Origin of the sequence: Tenacibaculum sp. E3R01, assembly GCF_003318185.1 — a bacterium.
Lineage (GTDB): Bacteria > Bacteroidota > Bacteroidia > Flavobacteriales > Flavobacteriaceae > Polaribacter > Polaribacter halocynthiae.
Genome location: NZ_QOCC01000024.1, coordinates 63,271 through 83,208, shown reverse-complemented (window position 1 = coordinate 83,208; position 19,938 = coordinate 63,271). Strand labels below are relative to the sequence as shown.

Sequence of the window (19,938 nt, the reverse complement as noted above, 5' to 3'; positions counted from 1 at the left end):
CAAAATTTTTGACATTGAACATATCTGATTTTATATTTAAGGAGACTAGAAATACAATAGAAAAGGCAACGTACACTTGGAAAACACCGAGTAATATAGCCTTAGTTAAATATTGGGGAAAAACAGAACCTCAACTACCTAAAAATGCTTCTATTAGTTTTACGCTAAATAATTGTCATACAATTACTACTATTGAGTTTACAAAAACAAAAAAAGTTACTGAAGCTAACTTTGAATTATATTTTGAAGGAAATAAGAAAGATGACTTTAAACCAAAAATAGCTAAGTTTTTCAGTAGAATTGAAAAATATTGCCCTTATATTTTAGAATATTCAATGGTTATCAATTCAGAAAACTCATTCCCTCACAGTAGTGGGATTGCTTCATCAGCAAGTGGAATGAGTGCTATAGCTATGTGTTTAATGAGTTTAGAAAAAGAGTTAACGCCTAGCTTATCATTAGAGTGTTTAAATAAAAAAGCTTCTTTTTTAGCTCGTTTAGGTTCAGGAAGTGCAAGTAGAAGTATTGAAGGGCCAATGGTTGTTTGGGGTGAACATCCAAAAATAAAAGGTAGCTCTGATTTATTTGGCATCAAATTTCCATACGAAGTACACCCTATTTTTAAAGATTATCAAGATAGTATTTTATTAGTTGATAAAGGTGAAAAACAAGTATCTAGTACTGTTGGTCATAACTTAATGCATAATCACCCATATGCAGAGCAACGCTTTAAACAAGCAAATGAGAACTTAGATAAATTATCTATAATATTACAAGAAGGAAATATTAAAGAGTTCATTAATTTAGTAGAAAGTGAAGCATTAACACTACATGCAATGATGCTCACAAGTAACCCTTACTTTATATTAATGAAACCTAACACTTTAGAAATAATTAATAAGATCTGGGAATACAGATTAGCCACTAAAAGTAATGTTTGCTTTACCTTAGATGCAGGCGCAAACGTGCATATTCTCTACCCAAAAGCTGAAAAACAAGCAGTTGAAGATTTTATAAAAACTGATTTGTTAAAATATTGCCAAAAAAATCAGTATATTTGTGATAGTACGGGGTTAGGTGCACAAACCTCATAAATTTAATTCCCTTAATATTATGAAAACTTCAACATTACTTATCGTAGTGTTTGTTGGGTTTTTTACTTTATCATTAACAGCCCAGGAAACAGTATGGTTCGACGCCAATTGGCAAAAGACAACTAAGGACAAAGGCGAGTACTATCGTCCATCACCAAAAAAAATTAAAAATGGTTACTGGATAATAGATTACTTTGAAAACGGACAAGTGCAAATGGAAGGATTTAGCACTACTAAAGAGTCGGGAGAAGAACATTTTGATGGATTAGTAACTTACTTTCATTCAAATGGTAAAACATGGCATAAAGCTAATTATGTAAACGGTAAACTTCATGGAGTTCGTAAAGTTTTTTACAAAACTGGCGAGCTCAAAGAACAAGGTAAATATAAAGAAGGCAAACGAGAAGGTATTTGGAAGGTTTATTACAAAAACGGTAAAATAAAAGAGAAAGGCAAATACAAAAACAACAAAAAAGCAGGTGTTTGGAAAACTTTTTACAAAAACATTTACTAATAAATTGTAAACTAGACCTTTTACTTGTACTTTTGCATTATAATTAAACATCTATGAAAGGACCTTTATTTTATGCAAAGATTTTACTCTTCGGAGAATATGGTATCATTAAAGATTCTAAAGGATTAGCAATTCCTTTTAACTCTTATAAAGGTGCTTTAAAATCTGCTAAAAACTTAACAGGAGAAGCAAAGAAATCAAACGAAAGTTTAGCTAATTTCTATAATTACTTAGTTAACTTATCTTCTGATGAAGTTTCTTTTGATGTTGAAAGTCTTAAAAATGACATTGACAACGGAATGTATTTTGACTCATCAATCCCTCAAGGGTACGGAGTTGGAAGTTCTGGTGCGTTAGTTGCTTCTATTTATGACAAATATGCAAATAACAAGATTACAGTTTTAGAAAACTTAACTAGAGATAAGCTTTTAACCTTAAAACAAACTTTTTCTTTAATGGAGTCTTTTTTCCATGGTAAAAGTTCTGGGTTAGATCCTTTAAACTCTTATTTAAGTTTACCTATTTTAATCAACTCTAAAGAAAATATAGAGGCTACTGGCATACCTTCTCAGAAAGAAGGAAAGGGAGCTGTTTTCTTATTAGATTCAGAACAAATAGGAGAAACTGAACCTATGGTTAACATTTTCATGAATAAAATGAAAAATGAAGGCTTTAGAAAAATGTTAAGTGAAGAATTCTCTATTCATACTGATGCTTGTATAGATGATTTTTTACAAGGAAACATTAAATCATTATTTGGAAACGTAAAAAAATTATCCAAAGTTGTATTCACTAACTTTAAACCTATGATACCTACTGCATTTCATAGAGTTTGGGAAAAAGGAATACAAACAAACGATTACTACCTGAAACTTTGCGGATCAGGTGGAGGTGGATACATTTTAGGTTTCACTAAAGATTTTGAAAAGGCTAAAAGCAGTTTAAAAGACTATAAGTTAGAATTAGTGTATCGTTTTTAAATGATTTTGTTGCGATGAGTACCCCCAAAGCAAACTCACTTTTTTATAAATTATTTAGTCTCTTATCTGTAATTAGAGGATATAACATATTAGTATTAGTAGCAGCCCAATATTTGGCTGCTATTTTTATTTTTTCAGAAAAAAAATCACTTAAACTTGTTATTTTTGATTCGCACTTATTTTACCTAGTACTTGCTACTATTTGTATTGTTGCATCTGGATATATCATTAATAATTTTTACGATGTTAAAGCTGATAGGATTAATAGACCCATTAAAACTGGATTAGATTCTTACGTAAAGCAAGAAACAAAACTTTCTTTATATTTTTTATTAAACTTTATTGGTTTCTGTTTTGGCTGGCTTGTTTCATGGCGTGCAGCTTTCTTTTTTGCCTTCTACATCTTTGCTATTTGGCTTTATTCCCATAAACTAAAAAAACATCCATTAATTGGTTTAGTAACCGCTACTATTCTAACCATACTTCCCTTTTTTTCAATTTTTATTCATTTTAAAAATTTTTCAAAAGTAATTTTCATACATGCTTTTTTTCTTTTTTTAGTTATTATGGTTCGTGAAATCATTAAGGATTTGGAAAACATTAAAGGAGCAATTGCAAATAACTACAACACTTTTCCTGTAAAGTATGGAGAACGCAACGCAAAAAAAACAATTATTTTATTGTTAGTTTTAACATTAATACCTGTAGCTATTTTATTTAATTACCCCGCAATAACTTATATGAAATATTATTTTTATTTAGCTTCTTTCATATTAATTTTTGTTGGTTTTTATACCTTTAAAGCATCTCAAAAAAACCAATATCGATTATTACACAACATTTTGAAACTCTTATTATTAATAGGTGTTTTTAGCCTACTTTTCATTGACAAAACATTAATATTAGACAAAGTGGTTAATGTTCTAGATTAAAAATCAAATAATTAACGTACATTTGCCCGCATTTTAAAAAGCAATTATGAATTCAAAAAACTCGTCGAGAGGACGACAAGCTGGAAGTAACAGCAATCCTCAAAGTAAAGGTCAATTTAAAAAAGATTTTAGAAAATCAAAACCTACGAATAAACCTTCACAAAAAAAGAGTGAAAGCACGGGTATTCGTTTAAACAAATACATTTCTAACTCAGGTATTTGTTCACGTAGAGAAGCTGATACATATATTGAACATGGTAGTGTTACTATAAACGGTAAACTAGTAACTGAAATGGGATATAAGGTACAACCGAATGACGAAGTTCGTTTTGACGGTACACTTATTTCTATGGAAAAGAAACGTTATATTATTTTAAACAAGCCTAAAAACTATATTACAACTATGGAAGATGACCGTGGTAGAAAAACGGTTATGGAGTTGATAAACAATGCTACTAAAGAAAGAATTTATCCGGTTGGCAGATTAGATAGAAATACTACTGGATTGTTACTTTTTACTAATGATGGTGAATTAGCAAAAAAACTAACTCATCCAAAACATAACGTTCGTAAACTTTATCATGCTTCATTAGATAAAAAACTAACCATGTCTGATTTAGAAAAATTAAGAGGAGAAGTTATTATTGAAGGTAGAAAAGTTTTTATTGACGCAGTATCTTACGTTCAAGGTGAGAAGAAAACTGAAGTAGGTATTGAAATACACTCAGGAAGAAACCGTATTGTTCGTAAAATATTTGAACATTTTGGATATACCGTTACAAAGCTAGACCGTGTTGTTTTTGCAGGTATGACAAAAAAGAATTTACCTCGAGGTAGATGGCGTGAATTAACACAATTAGAAGTTAACAACTTACAAATGTTATAAAATATTTACAAAAGTGTTGAAAGTTAAAACTTCAACACTTTTTTTTTAAAATAACAATCAAAAAAACCGAGCTATTACACTCGGTTTTTAATTACTGCATTTACCCCTTCATTTTAAATACAGCTAGAAAAAACTTTACTCAATTTATATTTTTCAAACACATAATTATAAAGCTTCAAAAGTAGTTCTACACTACCTTTTTTAACTCACCCATAAAGGGTGATTTTAAGTCTCTTTTTTTACAGATATTTGTATCCCCATTTTAAATCAACATGCTGAAAACAATAGCTTCTACAAAAAAAATACTTCTAACAACATTTGTAGTTAGTTTATTTGTAGCAGTTAGCTACTCACAACAACCCGTATACAAACACTATACAGCTGAAAACGGATTACCTCATGATATAACCTATCAAATTATACAAGACAAACAAGGACATATATGGATAGGAACTGATGATGGATTAACAAAATTTAATGGCTCTGAATTTACTAATTACACTTATGAAAACGGCTTACATTCTAATTTTGTAATAGATATTTTTGAAGAAAATTCTAATAAATATTTATTAGCGACTTGGGGAGCAGGTATACATCAATTAAAAAATGATAGTATTAAACTTATACCTCAAGAAAACAATAAGGTTACCAAAGTAAGAAACGTATATAAGCTTAATGATTCTATTATTTTTGGAGATTTCAGTAACAGTTTATACTTATACAACACTAAACGTAACTGGAAAAAAACGGCCATAATAATAGAAGATTCTATTCTCAAAAAACCTAAAATAAGTTTTAAGAAAGCTTCTAGGCAATCAAAATCATACTCTTTTAGTGAAACATTTCTTAATAATAAATTATTTTTATTTGCTTCTGGAAATAGAAATACTCCGAAAACCATTAAACCTTTAAAAGGAATTTTTGTTTTTGATGGTTATTCTTTAAAAAAAAATAAATACTCAAAACTAAATTCTAGGGAAGTCCATTCAATAACCATATCTAGTAACTATTTATTTGCTGCTTCACACAATCATGTATTTGTTTTTAACGAAAAAAAATCACTGGTTTCACAAAAAACAATACCTATTAAAAATGAAATAATAATTCAACTTAAAGTTATAAATCAAAAATTATATTTTGTTTCTAAAAATTATAAAGATGGTACACAAAAAATTTATATGTATGATTGGGACAATAACTTACTAACAAATCTTTCTCGAAAACTTGATATAAACAGTTTAATTTCAGATTTTTTATTTGACTCAGGAAAAAATCTTTGGATAACAACTTATGGTCAAGGCGTATACTTTCTACCAAGAACTACTAATACTTTTTTTGGTAAAGAAGTATTTATTAACCCAGATTTAAAAGATATAACCAATACAAATAACAACTTAATTGTTTTGGCCACTAATATGATTTATGAATTCACTAACAATCATATTACATCTAAAAAAGTAGTACCAACACATGCCGAAGCACTACAAATTAATAAAAGGAAAAGAAAAATCACCATCATTTCATCTTTATTCAACCCTAATCAAAAACATCTAGGAACAAATAATATATCCTATAAACATTCAAAATGTTTTAATTTCAACATTGATTCTACTTTAATTGAACTAAAGGGAAACCTGTTTAGTTCAACAAAAAGAGGAATCAATACAAAAACAGTTATAAATAAAATTCACGATTCCTACATAAGAACTGCCTCATTATATAACAATTCAATTATAGCATTATACGGAAAAGGAGGTATTATAAATATTACTCCTCCTTTTAAAAATGAAATTACTTCTTGGAATAGAATAAATAAAAAGTTTACTAACGGGGTTTTTAGTGATCTATTTATACAAAAAGATACTGCTTGGGTAGCAAGCAATATGGGATTATTTAAGGTAACCCCTAAAAAAACCATTAGATTTACAACTAAACAAGGATTACTAAGCAATCATATAAATGACATCCATATAGATTCTCATGGCGTTTTATGGGTTGCTACTCAAAAAGGGCTAAACGTATTTAAAAATAATTTATTCCTAAGTATTGAGAAAGAACTTGGACAACAGTCTACTTTTGTTACTAAAATCACTGAACAAAATAACCACATATATGTTACTGGCAACAGAGGCCTTTTTAAACTTAATAACATTAAACCTTTTTCTTCTCAATGCAATACTAAACTGCTAGTAAAGCAGAATAAAAGCAGCTTTTATCTTAATACTATTAATTACATTAACCCTAAATCAATAACCCTTGCCTATCAACTAAACAATAATTCTTGGATAAAAACATCAAGTAATAATTTAGATTTTAAAAACACAAAACAAGGCAAATACAATATTAAATTTAGGTACAAAGACAACCTTAGTAATTGGAAATACTCAAAACCTTATCAGTTTAAAATAATCTATCCTTGGCATCAACAAACATGGTTTTATGTAACAATTACAGTACTACTTCTTGGTGCAATTGTATTACTATTAATTTATGTACTACAAAAAAGTATAAAAAAGAATAAAAAACTTAACAAAAACATAGAAGAAAAAGAGAAGCTACAAAAAGCGCTAAAAGAAGTTCGAAAAAATGTAGCTAGAGATTTTCATGATGAACTAGGAAATAAATTAGCAAGCATCTCAATAACTTCAAACTTATTAACAGATATAAATTACAAAAACGACAAAGAAACCCAAGAAAAGAAATTAAAACAGATTAAAAAAGATGCCGATTATTTATACCACGGAATGAAAGATTTTGTTTGGGCTTTAGACCATAAAAATGATGATTTACAACAGCTCCAAGTATATTTAAATGATTTTGGTGAAAGCTTATTTGAAAACTCAGCTATTAGATTTTACTCCAATCACAACTTAAGCAATCAAAAAATAGAACTTCCATTTTATTGGAGTAAACAATTGGTTTTAATTTTTAAAGAAGCCATGACTAATTCTTTAAAACACAGTTATGCTACAAAAGTATTTTTAACTTTCAATATTCAAAAAAATATTTTAAAAATCATTTTAGAAGACAATGGAAAGAGTTTTAATATTAATAAGTTAAAACGAATAAATGGAATTCAAAACATGAAGTTCAGAGCAGAATCGTTAAATCAAAAAATTCATATCTACACTAAAAATGGTGTGAAAATAATTTTTACAGGAACCCTTAATAATCTAAAAAATGAATAAACTAAACATAATAATTATTGAAGATCACGAAAGTATTTTAGAATCTTTTAAAGAAATAATTAACTCTTCTGATAAATTTAAAGTTACGGGCGCTTTTTTATCTGGTGAAAAAGCTATTGAATTCATCAACAATAAAAATAGTGCTGACATTATGCTTGTAGACATACAACTGGGAGGTATCAATGGAATAGAAACTATTAAAGAAATTAAAAAGAAAAAACCTTCAATTTTACCAATTATAATTTCAGTTCATGAAAATTCTAAGTTTATTTTTGATGCACTATGTGCAGGAGCTGTAGGTTACCTTAATAAAAATATTTCACCAAAAGAACTAATTACTGCTCTAGAACAAACCTGTAGTGGAGGTGCCCCAATGAGCAGTAATATAGCTAGAAAAGTTGTAGAGTCTTTTCAATTACCACATGAAAAAGAATTATCAGAGAGAGAAAATGAAGTATTAACATTACTTTCTAAAGGAAAGAGTTACGCTTCTATTGCTGACGAATTATTTCTTTCTATTAATACTATAAAAACACATACAAGAAACATTTACGAGAAACTTCAAGTTAATAGTAAAAAAGAAATCATGGATAAATATGGTGAAAAAACAAAATAAGCACTCTTATTTTTTATGATCTTCTCTTACTTCTTCTTCTCTATACTTACAACAAGGGTGCAAGTTATCATAATCTTCTGTAGTAGCTTTTATTTCTTTTGTGTCATGTCCTACTTTGGCCACTCGTTGTTTTATAGCTTTAAGATCAACTTTACGCTCATCAAAAATCAAACTTAAATCATGTGACTTAACATTCCACACCGCATACTTTACTCCTTTGGTACTCAATGCCGCTTTTTCTATACGTTTCTTACACATCATACAAACTCCATCAACTTTAAAAGTAGCTTTTGCATTCTTTTTCTTTTTTTGCGCTGACATCGGCACACTTAAAAATAAAACTGTAAGTATTAAAAATATTTTTTTCATCTGTATTAATTTAATTTTATAAAAGTTTATTATTTAATTTATTTTAAATCGAAGCCCCGTATAATAATTACTTCCAAAAATAGGAGCATACACTATTGTTGTATCAAAATTCGCCCCAAAAGGATCATCACTACCAACTATAGGGCTCTTTTGTTTATAATTCGTAATATTTTCAGCACCAGCATAAATCTCAAATCTTTTTGAAAACACTTTAGTAATTTGAGCATTTAATAAACTATAACTTTTAGCAAATGCTGGCAATTGATATCGAATAGGATTACTTTGTGTATTCGGTAACCTTTGCTTCCCTAACCAATTGTAAGTTACATCAAATTTCCATTTTGCCCCATTACTACTCTCAAGAGTTTCATAAGAAACATTCGTAAAAAAACGGTTTTTAGCCTGTAACGGTTTTGTTAAATTCCCTTTTTTATAGTCAGTAGTCACATCATATACTTTGTAAGCCACCCTTACATTAAAATAAGGTATTATATTTTGATTTACCTCTAACTGAAAGCTATTTGCAACACTTCTACCCTCCAAATTATAAAACGAAATTTCTTGTGGATTTTCCCAATCAACTACTACCTGATTCTCAAAACTTGTTTGGTAAAAATCTAAAGTAACATCACCTTTTTTCCCAAATAACTTATACCCTTGTAAAAAAGAAAAACCATAATTCCAAGCTATTTCAGGGTTTAAACCATAAATTCTCCCGTCATTACTTCCTATATTTATACTTCTTGATGATGCAAACATTTGTTGATTTTCAGCAAAAATATTAGCACTTCTCTTCCCTCTTCCAATTGATGTTCTTAGCACCCCTTTTTCCCAAGGTGTATATCTTACATGTAATCTTGGTGTTAAAAATGTTCCTAACAAATTATGATTATCAACTCTTACTCCAGCTGTAACACTAATATCATCAGAATTATCATAAGCATATTCAAAGAAAGCTCCTATAGCATTTTCACTTCTTTCATAATTATTATTAATACTTACTATTCCGTTATAATCTCCTACAAGCTCATCATAATTATCATACATAAAATTAATTCCAGTTTTAAATTTATGTCTAGTATCACCAATAATTGAATTAAACAACAAACTACTATAAAAACTTTGATGTTTAATATCATAATCTCTCAAACCAAAATAAGACTCTTGGTGATGATTACTATAAGCCATTTGAAATCCAAAACTTTGAAAAGGTAATTCTGGAAAAACGTACCCCAATTTAGTTGAGACTTCAAATCTTTTAGTAGCTATTTCACTTCCCCAAGCATTTTTAGTTCCCTTATCTAATTCGGGCTTAAAATTAACTTGTCCCAATTGTTTAGTATCTTTTAAATACCTGAAATTTGTAAAACTAACCCATCCTTTTTCTGCATCTGTATACTGCCAGCGATTCATTACATTAATTTGATCAGACAATGGATTATCAAGAAAATCATCACCATTTTTATCAAATCGTTGCCCTCTATGATTGCCGTGTATATACAAACCTGTTTGCCATTTGTCAGTAATCTTTTGATTAAAATGAGTATTTAACTCTAACCTTCCTCCTAATGCACCATATGCGTTAATAAAAAATTTATTATCCGAAAAAGGTTTAACCAGTTCTGTATTAATTTGTCCTGATATACTCTCAAAACCATTAACAACACTCCCTGCTCCTTTAGTTATCTGAATACTTTCAACCCAAGTACCAGGTGTAAACGTAAGCCCAAAAGCCTGAGAAGCTCCTCTTATTGATGGTATATTTTCTTGAGTAATCAATAAATAAGGGCTCGTTAAACCCAACATTTGTATTTGCTTAGTTCCAGTAAGTGCATCAGAAAAATTCACATCAATCGACGGATTCGTTTCAAAGCTTTCTGCCAAATTGCAACAAGCAGCTTTTAGCAATTCTTCACTATTAATAGTTATTAAATTTTGCGCCTGTAAATATGATTTTTGAGTAGCCTGTTTTTTAGAATTAATAGCTACTTCTTCTAAAAAATTTTCTTCTTTTAAAAAGTGATGAATAGGTTTTAAACTATTAATTATTAGTGTATCTGTTTTGTAACCTACAAAACTAACTACTAATTTTTTGTATTCTTTTTTATAAGGAATAGTAAACCACCCTTTTTCATTTGTTGTAGCTCCTATATCTGTATTAAGCCAATATACAGAAGCACCATAAATTCCTAAATTATCTTTCGGATTGTTTTTATCCATAATCATTCCCTTAAAAGTATTTTGTGAGAATGATACTATTGTGTACAGTATACAAATACTGAATATATATTTCTTCATTGTTGTTTTATATCATTTAAAATTTTGCAATAACTCTCTTTATTCTAAAAAAGAATTGCAAAATCATATGATAAAAACATCGTTCAACACTTGGATGTCTCGAATTATTTTGGGTGGTGAATAATTTTTATGAGGTATAAACTGCTTTTCTAAACTTTCAAATAAAAGTTTGTAAGAAATACTGAAAGCTATAATAAACTTTTGTTGCTCAAAGGTTATTTTTTCATTTGCAGTTTTTTTTATGTCATCTTGCCCTTTTATATGAGCTAATTCATCTTTACAACATTTCTTTTTAACAATTACTGATTCTCCATCACAGCTTTTCTGAGTCTCTCCTTTACATGAATCAGCATCTCCTAAAAATGAAACATCAATTAAAAAATCACCACAAAAATGCTTCTCTACTGTAAAAGATGTAGTAGAAAACACTAGCAATAAAGCTAGAAATGATGATGATATTTTATATAGTAACGATTTCATTTACAATGCAAATTTACAAAAAATTAGAAATATTTCTCAAAAACATTTCTTAAACCTATTTTTGTAAGTTTTTAACCCTTTTTTCGAATAAAGTACTGAATTAATATATAACATGGGAAATTTACAAAACTTAAAAAATAGAATAACAGAAATTTCAGAAGAAAATTCAACTAAAGAAGAAAAACTACAACAAATATGTGATTTTTTAGCTTCTGAAATCTCTTATTATGATTGGGTAGGTTTTTATTTCAAGAACGGAGATAAAGATGAATTAAAACTAGCTCAATATAACGGAGAAGAAACTGAACACACAATCATACCTTTTGGCAAAGGAATTTGTGGACAGGTAGCTGTGAGTAATCAAAACTTCGTTGTTCAAGATGTAAAAGAACAGACTAACTATATTTCATGTGGATGGAAAGTAAAATCAGAAATTGTAATTCCAATTTTTGTTAATAATGAAAACATTGGACAAATAGACATTGATTCACATACCGTTAACCCTTTTACAGCAAAAGATGAAGAATTATTAGAATTTACTTGTGAAAAAGTAGCTAGTTTCGTATAAAAACTCGTAAACATTTGATTATTAAAGTTTTTTTTACTTTCTTTGATGAAATTTTATTAACAACTTTATTAACATTTTTAACCCCTTAAATTATGAGTAATAGAGATTTCCCCTCTTATGCTGCTTTGAGTGATAGTAATACTCAAACAAGATCACAACAAACATTTATAGAAAAATTCACTAATTGGTTTAGGAATTTTCTGGAAAATGCAGAATAGCAAACCTATTCTCCATTTTGTTGTTTAAAAACGCTATCTAAAGACATTAACTTTCGATAGCGTTTTTTTAATTAAAAAAGTTAAATACATTTATTGTAAAAGCACGTAGCTTTTAGTAATTTTGCGAGTTTAACACAACACAACAAAATGAACAATACAAAAACTATTAAATCTGCACTAATATCTGTTTTTCATAAAGATGGATTAGAACCTATAGTAAAAAAACTTAACGAGTTAAACGTTACTATTTATTCTACAGGAGGAACAGAAAAATTTATTAAAGATTTAGGTATAAATGTAATACCTGTTGAAGATGTTACTTCTTACCCTTCAATATTAGGAGGAAGAGTAAAAACACTTCACCCAAAAGTTTTTGGCGGTATTTTAAACAGGCAAGACCATGAAGGAGATATTGCTGAAATGCAAGAATACCAAATTCCTCAATTAGACCTAGTAATTGTTGATTTATACCCATTTGAAAAAACAGTAGCCTCAGGAGCACCTGAACAAGATATCATCGAAAAAATTGATATTGGTGGTATTTCATTAATTAGGGCTGCTGCAAAAAACTTTAAAGACACTGTAATTGTTTCTTCTATGGAACAATATGACGAATTCTTAGCAACTATCACAAACAATAATGGAAAAACATCTATCTCTGAAAGAAAAAAGTTTTCTGCCAAAGCTTTTAATGTTTCTTCTCATTATGATACTGCTATTTTCAATTATTTCAATACAGATGATGAAGAAGCTGCTTTAAAGATCAGTGAAACTGAAGGTAAAATTTTACGTTATGGAGAAAACCCACATCAAAAAGGTTATTTCTTTGGAGATTTAGATGCAATGTTTGATAAACTTCATGGAAAAGAATTAAGTTACAACAACCTACTAGATGTAGATGCTGCTGTTAATTTAATGAATGAATTTAAAGGAGAAGCTCCTACATTTGCTATTTTAAAACATAATAACGCTTGTGGTTTTGCTCAAAGAGAAACAATACACCAAGCATATGTTGATGCTTTAGCTGGTGATCCTGTATCTGCTTTTGGAGGGATTTTAATAGCTAACACTGAAATTGATAAAGCAACTGCAGAAGAAGTTCATAAATTATTTTGTGAAGTGGTAATTGCTCCAGCATTTACAAATGAAGCTTTAGATATTTTAAAAGGAAAAAAGAACAGAGTTCTTTTAATTCAAAAAGAAATAGAGTTACCTAAAACTACGGTTAGAACTTGTTTAAATGGAGCTTTAGTTCAAGATAGAGATAATATTACTGACGCTCTTGACGGTTTATCTTATGCTACTAACAATAAACCTTCTGAAAACGAGTTAAAAGATTTATTATTTGCTTCTAAAATTTGTAAACACACGAAATCTAATACTATTGTTTTAGTTAAAAACAATCAATTATGTGCAAGTGGAACAGGACAAACAAGTAGAGTTGATGCATTAAGACAAGCTATTGAAAAAGCAACAAATTTCGGATTTGATTTAAATGGATCTGTAATGGCTAGTGATGCTTTTTTCCCTTTTCCTGATTGTGTAGAAATTGCGAATAAAGCTGGAGTAAAAAGTGTAATTCAACCAGGTGGATCTATAAAAGATCAATTAAGCATTGATTATTGTAATGAAAACAATGTTGCTATGGTTTTTACAGGAACAAGACATTTTAAACATTAATATTGTATTTGATGTAAAAACAACTCATATTTTTTATAAATTTGTGAGAATACATCAATTTTTAGATAAAACATCAAAACTTTATGGGGTTTTTCGACTTTATGACTGAAGACATTGCAGTAGATTTAGGTACTGCAAATACACTTATAATCCACAATGGCAAAGTAGTTATAGATAGCCCTTCTATTGTTGCTAGAAATAGATTGACTGGTAAAATTATAGCTACTGGTCATGAAGCCAATAGAATGCAAGGAAAAACTCATGAAAACATCAAAACTATTCGTCCTTTGAAAGACGGAGTGATTGCAGATTTTCAAGCTTCTGAAGAAATGATAAAGGAATTCGTTAAAAAAATTCCTGCTATCAAGAAAAAGCTTTTTCCACCATCTTTAAGAATGGTTATATGTATTCCTTCTGGTATTACTGAGGTTGAAAAAAGAGCGGTAATTGATTCTGCTCGTCATATGAATGCCAAAGAAATTTATTTAATTTATGAACCAATGGCTGCTGCTATTGGTGTAGGTATTGATATTATGGAACCAAAAGGTAATATGATTATTGATATAGGCGGGGGTACTACTGAAATTGCTGTTATAGCATTAGCAGGTATTGTTTGTGATCAATCAGTAAAAGTTGCAGGTGATTTGTTTACTAGTGATATTATGTATTACATGCGAACTCAACATAACCTTTACGTTGGTGAAACTACTGCTGAGAAAATAAAAATCCAAATAGGTTCTGCTACTGAAGATTTAGATACACCTCCTGAAGACATAATGGTACAAGGGCGTGATTTATTAAGTGGAAAACCAAAGCAGGTACAAGTTTCTTATCGTGAAATTGCAAAAGCACTAGACAAATCTATACTACGCATAGAAGATGCTGTAATGGAAACCTTATCAAAGACTCCTCCAGAATTAGCTGCTGACATCTATAATACAGGTATTTATTTAGCTGGTGGTGGCTCAATGCTAAGAGGTTTAGATAAACGTTTATCAAGAAAAACAGATTTACCTGTTTATGTTGCTGAAGACCCTTTACGTGCAGTTGTTCGTGGTACTGGAATTGCTTTAAAAAATCTTGAAAAATACAAATCTGTATTAATCAAATAAAATCAGTTGATTATTTATGCAACAGCTTATTTATTTCTTTAGAAAGTATAAACACTTTTTATATTTTTTGTTTCTAGAAATTATAGCTGTTGCATTAATCATAAATAATCATTCTTTTCATAAAAGTAAATTTATAAGTTCTGCTAATACTATATCTGGTGGTTTGTTACAAAAAATAAGTAACATTAATGAATATATGAACTTAAAAAATGAAAACAATTTACTTTTAGAAGAAAACACTTTATTAAAAAATAAGCTAGAAAATCTTTATTCTTTAGTTGACACTGTAAAAATAAATACTATAGTAGATTCTTTAGAATTCAATCAAAAATACTACTACATAAATGGTAAAATTACTAGTAATGATTACCATACCCCTTATAATTTTATAACAATTAACAGAGGCAAAAGCAACAATATTACTACTGAAATGGCTGTAATAAACAGCAAAGGAATAATTGGTATAACTGAAAATGTTAATAGTAAATACGCTAGAGTTCAATCAATTTTAAATAAAAATAGTAAGATAAATGTACGCTTCAAGAACAGCCATCACTTTGGCACACTTATTTGGGATGCTAAAGATTATAACACTGTTCAATTAATAGATATTCCTCGTCAAGCAGTTTATAAAATTGGAGATACAATTATTACTGGTGGTAAATCAACTATATTTCCTGAGGGAATACCAGTTGGAACTATAAAAAATGTTCCTGAAAAAATATCTGCTTTGAATACTCTTAATATAAAATTATTCAATGATATGAGTAATTTAGGAAGTATATATATTATTACAAATTTTCATAAGACAGAAATAAAAAAAGTGGAGAATTAAAATGAACAAAACACTTTACCTTATATTTTTATTCATATTCTTTGTACTACTACAAACACTAATCTTAAATAACATTCTTTTATTTGGTCATGTAAATCCATACATATATATAGCTTATGTATTTATATTTCCATTAAATCAAAAACGAATATCTTTTTTAACAATTAGTTTTCTATTGGGACTTTGTATAGATTTCTTTTCTAATTCTGGTGGTATTCATGCCTTTGCTACGCTTTTTATTGCATACATACGCTTATTTTTAGTTAAAACAATTTTTAAAAAAACGGAATCCGATTATCTTTTATTCGATTTAAAACTGGAAACATTTGATAAAACTTTTAATTATATAGCCATTTTAACAATTATTCATCACTTTATTTTATACAGTTTTATTAATTTTAGCTTACATAATTTTTCAAATGTTATTATCAATACACTATTATCAACTACATTTACGTTAGTACTGTATTTCTTAGGAAGTTTTATATTTAGAAAAAAGCTATCATGAAGCGAAGTTTTTTATTACTCTTTTTAATTACAGTTGTTGGCTTAGTTTATATTTTTAGACTTTTTCAATTACAAATCATTCATGGAAAAAAATCAAACCCTACCTTAAGTTCAACTGTTAAGGTCGAGTATGATTACCCTGAAAGAGGTTATGTGTACGATAGAAACAACAAACTTGTTGTAGCAAACCAACTTTCGTATGATGTAATGGTAATTCCCAAAGATGTAAAACCTTTAGATACAATCCAATTCTGTTCTTTACTTAAAATATCAAAAGAAAATTTTAAATACAGATTTAAAAAAGCTGAAAAATATGCTAGGTGGCTACCTTCAGTATTCCTTAAACAACTTGCAAAAGAAGATTTTGCTTTTTTACAGGAAAAACTACAAAAATTTAAAGGTTTTTACATCCAGAAACGTATCATTCGTAATTATCCTTTAAAATCAGCAGCTAATGTTTTAGGCTTTATTAGTGAAGTAAATGAATATATAGCAAAAACAAGTGACTATTACGAGCAAGGTGAATTAATTGGTAAGTTAGGTGTTGAAAAACAATATGAAAAAATTCTTAGAGGTATTAAAGGTAAAAAATATTTTAAAAGAAACAACCTTAATAAAATAACTGGCTCATATAAAGAAGGGAAATACGATACCCTCGCTGTGGCTGGTAAAGATTTAACTTTAACTATTGACAGTGATCTTCAACAATACGGAGAACAGCTGATGCAAGGTAAGAGAGGTGGTATAGTTGCTTTAGAACCCAATACTGGAGAAATTTTAGCACTTATTACCGCTCCTTCATATGACCCTAATTTGTTAGTAGGTAGAAAACGTTCTCCGAATTCTGTTAAATTATTTAACGACAAAATTAATATGCCCACATTTGACAGAGGTTTACAAGCAATGTACGCCCCTGGATCACCTTTTAAAATAATTAATGGTTTGATTGCTTTAGAAGAAGGTGTTATTGACGAGAATTTTTCTGTACGTTGTTACCATGGTTACAGATATGGGAAACGAAAAAATGAATTTATGGGGTGTCATTGTCGTATTGTAGGTCGCCCTATCAGATTAAAAACTGCCATTGCTAAATCGTGTAACAGTTATTTCTGTACTGCTTATAGGAAGATAATTGACAAAGCTGAAAACTCAAAAATTGGTTTAGACAACTGGAATAAACACGTCAAAAGTTTTGGTTTAGGTAATTATTTAGGATATGATTTACCCACTGGCCAAAAAGGGAGAATTCCAAATTCAAAACTTTATGATGCTCGTAATAAATTTAGATGGGGAGCAACCACAACAATATCAAACGCTATTGGCCAGGGAGAGGTAGAAACAACTCCTATGCAGCTAGCAAATATGACTGCAGCCATTGCCAACAAAGGATACTTTTACACTCCTCACATAGTAAAAAAAATAAACTCCTCTCCTATTAAGGATTCTACATATACAATTAAAAAATTCACAACAATTTCTCCACAACATTTCCCTATTGCTATTGAAGCAATGCATGAAGTATTTACTAGAGGAACTGCTAAATCTAGTCAGGTAAAAGGATTAGATATTTGTGGAAAAACTGGTACTGCGGAAAATTTCATACGCGTTAATGGAAAAAAAGAACAATTACCTGATCATTCAATTTTAATTGCTTTTGCACCTAAAGACAATCCTAAAATTGCCTTAGCTGTGTATATAGAAAACGGAGGATACGGCTCTACAATAGCTGCTCCTATTACCAGTTTATTGATAGAAAAATATTTAACAGGGAAAATTTCACGAAAGCATATAGAAAAAAGAATGCTTGACTTAAGTCTTAAAAGTGTATACGAAAAGCTAATTCCAAAAAAAGATACTATTGCGACAGGAACGAAATAATATATTTGCAGAAATTGATTGGATTTTAATCCTTCTTTATATCTTATTAGTAAGCTTTGGTTGGTTAAACATTTACGCAGCTTCTTCAAATGAAGAAACTCGTGAAGTTTTCAATTTTTCAACAAGATATGGTAAACAACTTATATGGATAGCATTAAGTTTACCTATTATGATATTTGTTTTATTTTTTAACGCAAAATTTTATGAAAAATTTTCTAGCTTACTTTACTTAATTTCTGTTATTATATTAGCTGGTGTTCTTGTTTTTGGTAAAAAAATAAATGGGGCTACATCATGGTATAATTTTGGAGGTGTAGGACTTCAACCTTCTGAATTTACAAAAACATTTACAGCTTTAGCTCTTGCAAAGTTAATGAGTGACAGACAGTATAACCTAAACCTTATAAAGAATCAATTAAAAGCCTTTGTAATAATATTTACTCCTGCATTTTTTATTGCATTGCAACCAGATATGGGGTCGGTATTAATTTATTTTTCATTTTTCTTTGTACTCAATAGAGAGGGACTTACCCTTGCTTATTTTATAATAGGCGCATTATCTATAATACTATTCTTATTAACCATATATTTTGGCATAAAATGGGTTTTAATAACATGCTTATTATTTATTACATTTTACACCTTATATGCTGTTTATAAAAACAAACGTTTCCTAAGATTTAACATATTTAAAGTTATTTTTTTATATGTATTTACTAGTCTTTTTATTGTTGGAATAGGTTATACTTATAACAATATTTTAGAGCAGCATCAAAAAGATAGATTTGACATATTATTAGGAAAAGTAAAAGATAACAGAGGAGTTGGTTACAACACCTATCAATCAGAATTAACAATTAGTTCAGGAGGATTAACAGGAAAAGGATTTTTACAAGGTGATAGAACACAAGGTAATTTCGTTCCTGAACAAGATACAGATTATATTTTTAGTACTGTAAGTGAAGAATGGGGCTTTCTTGGAAGTTCATTTGTTATAATTCTTTTCACTTTACTCTTATATCGAATTATCTTTTTAGCTGAAACACATACCAATAAATTTGGAAGAATTTATGGATATGGTATTGCATCTATACTATTTTTTCATGTGTTAGTAAACATTGGAATGGTGATAGGGATTCTACCTACAATAGGTATCCCTCTACCCTTTTTTAGTTATGGAGGTTCCTCACTATGGGGGTTCACTTTACTTCTATTCATATTTATCCGATTAGATGCCCATAAGAAATATGACTGGTAACATAAAACGTTCTTTAGAGTTGTAAATTGAGTTTAGAAAACACAAATTCCACAACAGCTAAAGAAATTCTTCTCTATCTACTTTAAAACTACTTAGAGAAGCATATACTTCAAGAAAATACTTTTTAAAAGAATACCACTAACAATAAAGACTAGAACTCCAAAATATTATAATAAAACATACATAACAAGAAAAGCGTTTTCATTTTCATGAAAACGCTTTTACTTAAAGTAATTTTATTTCTTATAAAGCTGCTACGTGCTTAGCTAATTTAGATTTTAAATTTGCTGCTTTATTTTTATGAATAATATTATTCTTTGCTAATTTATCTAACATAGAAACAACAGATGAAAACATCCCTTCAGCTTCTGTCTTATCAGTACTTGCTCTTAATTTTCTAACAGCATTACGTGTAGTTTTATGCTGATATTTATTTCTTAAGCGCTTAGCTTCGTTACTTCTTATTCTCTTTAATGCTGACTTATGATTTGCCATTATACTAAAATCGTTAATTGTTTATAAAAA

19 protein-coding genes are annotated in these 19,938 nt (G+C 28.9%); 15 read left to right on the top strand and 4 right to left on the bottom strand.

Features of this window, described 5'->3' with window-relative positions; all coding sequences use genetic code 11:
* Positions 1–14: 14 nt before the first annotated feature.
* From DS884_RS12475 to DS884_RS12445, 7 genes are all read left to right on the top strand, one after another.
* Positions 15–1,094, top strand: a complete 1,080-nt coding sequence (locus DS884_RS12475; RefSeq protein WP_113786976.1) for a diphosphomevalonate/mevalonate 3,5-bisphosphate decarboxylase family protein — start codon at positions 15–17, stop codon at positions 1,092–1,094.
* Positions 1,095–1,113: 19 nt separating this feature from the next.
* A complete protein-coding gene (locus DS884_RS12470) occupies positions 1,114–1,608 on the top strand; it encodes a toxin-antitoxin system YwqK family antitoxin (RefSeq protein ID WP_113786975.1) in 495 nt (164 codons plus the stop codon).
* A 53-nt stretch (positions 1,609–1,661) separates the two neighbouring features.
* The gene (locus tag DS884_RS12465; RefSeq protein ID WP_093868685.1) at positions 1,662–2,588 is read left to right on the top strand and encodes a mevalonate kinase; all 927 of its coding nucleotides are present in this window, start codon (positions 1,662–1,664) and stop codon (positions 2,586–2,588) included.
* A gap of 14 nt (positions 2,589–2,602) precedes the next feature.
* On the top strand, positions 2,603–3,520 hold the full coding sequence (locus DS884_RS12460; protein ID WP_093868684.1) for a geranylgeranylglycerol-phosphate geranylgeranyltransferase: 918 nt from the start codon (positions 2,603–2,605) through the stop codon (positions 3,518–3,520).
* Positions 3,521–3,566: 46 nt separating this feature from the next.
* A complete protein-coding gene (locus tag DS884_RS12455) occupies positions 3,567–4,406 on the top strand; it encodes a pseudouridine synthase (protein WP_199488210.1) in 840 nt (279 codons plus the stop codon).
* A gap of 272 nt (positions 4,407–4,678) precedes the next feature.
* Positions 4,679–7,594: a two-component regulator propeller domain-containing protein gene (locus tag DS884_RS12450; protein WP_113786973.1), complete on the top strand. Its 2,916-nt coding sequence runs from the start codon at positions 4,679–4,681 to the stop codon at positions 7,592–7,594.
* The gene (locus DS884_RS12445; RefSeq protein ID WP_113786972.1) at positions 7,587–8,210 is read left to right on the top strand and encodes a response regulator transcription factor; all 624 of its coding nucleotides are present in this window, start codon (positions 7,587–7,589) and stop codon (positions 8,208–8,210) included. The genes DS884_RS12450 and DS884_RS12445 overlap by 8 nt, the downstream gene beginning before the upstream one ends.
* A gap of 6 nt (positions 8,211–8,216) precedes the next feature.
* On the opposite strand, the gene DS884_RS12440 is transcribed toward DS884_RS12445, so the two are convergent.
* The 3 genes from DS884_RS12440 to DS884_RS12430 all read right to left on the bottom strand — a co-directional run bounded on the left by DS884_RS12440 (position 8,217) and on the right by DS884_RS12430 (position 11,357).
* Complete coding sequence (locus DS884_RS12440) at positions 8,217–8,579, bottom strand: heavy-metal-associated domain-containing protein (protein WP_093868680.1); 363 nt, start codon at positions 8,577–8,579, stop codon at positions 8,217–8,219.
* Positions 8,580–8,612: 33 nt separating this feature from the next.
* Positions 8,613–10,877, bottom strand: a complete 2,265-nt coding sequence (locus DS884_RS12435) for a TonB-dependent receptor domain-containing protein (protein ID WP_113786971.1) — start codon at positions 10,875–10,877, stop codon at positions 8,613–8,615.
* A gap of 63 nt (positions 10,878–10,940) precedes the next feature.
* Positions 10,941–11,357: an HYC_CC_PP family protein gene (locus DS884_RS12430; RefSeq protein ID WP_113786970.1), complete on the bottom strand. Its 417-nt coding sequence runs from the start codon at positions 11,355–11,357 to the stop codon at positions 10,941–10,943.
* Between the two features lie 112 nt (positions 11,358–11,469).
* Between DS884_RS12430 and DS884_RS12425 the strand changes: the two genes are divergently transcribed.
* From DS884_RS12425 to rodA, 8 genes are all read left to right on the top strand, one after another.
* On the top strand, positions 11,470–11,925 hold the full coding sequence (locus DS884_RS12425; protein ID WP_113786969.1) for a GAF domain-containing protein: 456 nt from the start codon (positions 11,470–11,472) through the stop codon (positions 11,923–11,925).
* A 92-nt stretch (positions 11,926–12,017) separates the two neighbouring features.
* Positions 12,018–12,143: a hypothetical protein gene (locus DS884_RS18745; RefSeq protein ID WP_255405063.1), complete on the top strand. Its 126-nt coding sequence runs from the start codon at positions 12,018–12,020 to the stop codon at positions 12,141–12,143.
* Between the two features lie 147 nt (positions 12,144–12,290).
* A complete protein-coding gene (gene purH, locus DS884_RS12420) occupies positions 12,291–13,823 on the top strand; it encodes a bifunctional phosphoribosylaminoimidazolecarboxamide formyltransferase/IMP cyclohydrolase (RefSeq protein WP_113786968.1) in 1,533 nt (510 codons plus the stop codon).
* An 83-nt stretch (positions 13,824–13,906) separates the two neighbouring features.
* Entirely contained in the window at positions 13,907–14,935 is a 1,029-nt protein-coding gene (locus tag DS884_RS12415; protein ID WP_093868675.1) for a rod shape-determining protein, read from the top strand.
* A gap of 16 nt (positions 14,936–14,951) precedes the next feature.
* Positions 14,952–15,770, top strand: coding sequence for a rod shape-determining protein MreC (gene mreC / locus DS884_RS12410; RefSeq protein ID WP_113786967.1), 819 nt, complete (start codon positions 14,952–14,954; stop codon positions 15,768–15,770).
* Position 15,771: 1 nt separating this feature from the next.
* On the top strand, positions 15,772–16,278 hold the full coding sequence (mreD, locus tag DS884_RS12405; RefSeq protein WP_113786966.1) for a rod shape-determining protein MreD: 507 nt from the start codon (positions 15,772–15,774) through the stop codon (positions 16,276–16,278).
* Positions 16,275–18,155, top strand: a complete 1,881-nt coding sequence (gene mrdA, locus DS884_RS12400) for a penicillin-binding protein 2 (protein ID WP_113786965.1) — start codon at positions 16,275–16,277, stop codon at positions 18,153–18,155. Before mreD ends, mrdA begins: the two co-directional genes overlap by 4 nt.
* Positions 18,136–19,413, top strand: a complete 1,278-nt coding sequence (gene rodA, locus DS884_RS12395) for a rod shape-determining protein RodA (protein WP_113786964.1) — start codon at positions 18,136–18,138, stop codon at positions 19,411–19,413. The genes mrdA and rodA overlap by 20 nt, the downstream gene beginning before the upstream one ends.
* Positions 19,414–19,656: 243 nt before the next feature.
* Here the strand turns inward: rodA and rpsT are convergent, their stop codons facing one another.
* Positions 19,657–19,908, bottom strand: coding sequence for a 30S ribosomal protein S20 (gene rpsT, locus DS884_RS12390; RefSeq protein ID WP_093868670.1), 252 nt, complete (start codon positions 19,906–19,908; stop codon positions 19,657–19,659).
* Positions 19,909–19,938: the final 30 nt, after the last annotated feature.

Excerpts from the sequence above, each read along its gene's own strand:
- DS884_RS12470 (WP_113786975.1), top strand. The coding sequence starts at position 1,114 with ATGAAAACTTCAACATTACTTATCGTAGTGTTTGTTGGGTTTTTTACT.
- DS884_RS12435 (WP_113786971.1), bottom strand. The coding sequence starts at position 10,877 with ATGAAGAAATATATATTCAGTATTTGTATACTGTACACAATAGTATCA.
- purH (WP_113786968.1), top strand. The coding sequence starts at position 12,291 with ATGAACAATACAAAAACTATTAAATCTGCACTAATATCTGTTTTTCAT.
- DS884_RS12425 (WP_113786969.1), top strand. The coding sequence starts at position 11,470 with ATGGGAAATTTACAAAACTTAAAAAATAGAATAACAGAAATTTCAGAA.
- DS884_RS12430 (WP_113786970.1), bottom strand. The coding sequence starts at position 11,357 with ATGAAATCGTTACTATATAAAATATCATCATCATTTCTAGCTTTATTG.
- DS884_RS12440 (WP_093868680.1), bottom strand. The coding sequence starts at position 8,579 with ATGAAAAAAATATTTTTAATACTTACAGTTTTATTTTTAAGTGTGCCG.
- DS884_RS12415 (WP_093868675.1), top strand. The coding sequence starts at position 13,907 with ATGGGGTTTTTCGACTTTATGACTGAAGACATTGCAGTAGATTTAGGT.
- DS884_RS12465 (WP_093868685.1), top strand. The coding sequence starts at position 1,662 with ATGAAAGGACCTTTATTTTATGCAAAGATTTTACTCTTCGGAGAATAT.
- mreD (WP_113786966.1), top strand. The coding sequence starts at position 15,772 with ATGAACAAAACACTTTACCTTATATTTTTATTCATATTCTTTGTACTA.
- DS884_RS12450 (WP_113786973.1), top strand. The coding sequence starts at position 4,679 with ATGCTGAAAACAATAGCTTCTACAAAAAAAATACTTCTAACAACATTT.
- rpsT (WP_093868670.1), bottom strand. The coding sequence starts at position 19,908 with ATGGCAAATCATAAGTCAGCATTAAAGAGAATAAGAAGTAACGAAGCT.
- DS884_RS12445 (WP_113786972.1), top strand. The coding sequence starts at position 7,587 with ATGAATAAACTAAACATAATAATTATTGAAGATCACGAAAGTATTTTA.
- DS884_RS18745 (WP_255405063.1), top strand. The coding sequence starts at position 12,018 with ATGAGTAATAGAGATTTCCCCTCTTATGCTGCTTTGAGTGATAGTAAT.
- DS884_RS12455 (WP_199488210.1), top strand. The coding sequence starts at position 3,567 with ATGAATTCAAAAAACTCGTCGAGAGGACGACAAGCTGGAAGTAACAGC.
- mrdA (WP_113786965.1), top strand. The coding sequence starts at position 16,275 with ATGAAGCGAAGTTTTTTATTACTCTTTTTAATTACAGTTGTTGGCTTA.
- mreC (WP_113786967.1), top strand. The coding sequence starts at position 14,952 with ATGCAACAGCTTATTTATTTCTTTAGAAAGTATAAACACTTTTTATAT.
- DS884_RS12460 (WP_093868684.1), top strand. The coding sequence starts at position 2,603 with ATGAGTACCCCCAAAGCAAACTCACTTTTTTATAAATTATTTAGTCTC.